1 protein-coding gene is annotated in these 1,059 nt (G+C 74.1%); it reads left to right on the top strand.

What is annotated here, in order from left to right; translation table 11 throughout:
- Positions 1–244 precede the first annotated feature (244 nt).
- Positions 245–976, top strand: coding sequence for a tetratricopeptide repeat protein (locus AC2W7M_RS26140; protein ID WP_486136076.1), 732 nt, complete (start codon positions 245–247; stop codon positions 974–976).
- Positions 977–1,059 lie beyond the last annotated feature (83 nt).

The following is a 1,059-nucleotide window of genomic DNA, read 5'->3' as shown; positions in this document are numbered from 1 at the left end:
CGCCGTGCCGGCCCCAAGGCGGAGGGCCGCCCCGAATGGGCCATCGGCGGCGCCGAGCGCCGCATTCGCCGGGAACGGGCGCGCAAGGAGCGCATGTCCTCCGCCCAGCGGCGGGAGTGGCGCCGCCGTGCCACCCTCAAGGCGCTGATGGTGGCCGCGGCCGTGCTCATTCTGATTTCCGGGGTGGGGCTCGCGCTCCAGGCCGTCTCCAGCATCGTGCCGGGCGTGGGCGCGGCCTTGGACGGTGTCCGGACCCAGGTCTCCGGCCTGCTGTTTCAGCCCGGTGCGCGACCTGCCGGCGCCGGTGGGACCGGCCGCGCTCCAGGCCGCCGCCCGCGCCGGCGACGTGGCCGCGGCCTATGCGGTGGGCGTGCGCTACGCCGACGGCATCGGCACCAGCGCCGATCCCAAGGCGGCCGAGAAGTGGCTCGCTTATGCGGTCTCCGCCGGCTCGGCGCCGGCCGCCTACCGGCTCGGCAGCCTCTACGACAATGTCTCGCGCAACCTCGCCGAGGCGCGACGCTTCTACGAATGGGCCGCCGGCCAGGGCAATGTGCGCGCCATGCACAATCTGGGCGTGGTCTATTCCCAGGGCATCGACGGCAAGCCCGACTGGACGCGCGCCATCGAGTGGTTCCGCAAGAGCGCGGAGATGGGCCAGGCGGACAGCCAGTACAATCTCGGCGTGATCTATGCCCGCGGCCTCGCCGGCACCGCCGATCTGGCGGAGGCGTGGAAGTGGTTCGCGCTCGCCGCCAGCCAGGGCGACGCCGACAGCGCCACCAAGCGCGACAGCCTGATCGCCCGCGCCGATCCCCAGGCGCTGACCCGCGCCCGGCAGGCGGCGGAGACCTTCCGTCCGGCGCCGCTCGACCCGGCCGCCAACTTCGTCGACCTCAAGCCCGACTGGGGCATGGACAGCGGATCGAACACGGTCGCCCGCCAGGCCTCCACGCCGCCGTCGCGCTCGCTCTGAGGGCCGGCGGTCCGGACCTCGAGTTCGGCAGCGGTCTTTTCGCGGACGCGGCTCCCCCCCCTCACCCTCCCCTCTCCCCCGCC

The sequence above is a fragment of the Xanthobacter sp. BG11Y11_SDJG genome, from assembly GCF_057364445.1.
The sequence above is the reverse complement of the archived record's forward strand: the minus strand, read 5'-3'. Positions and strand labels throughout refer to the sequence as shown.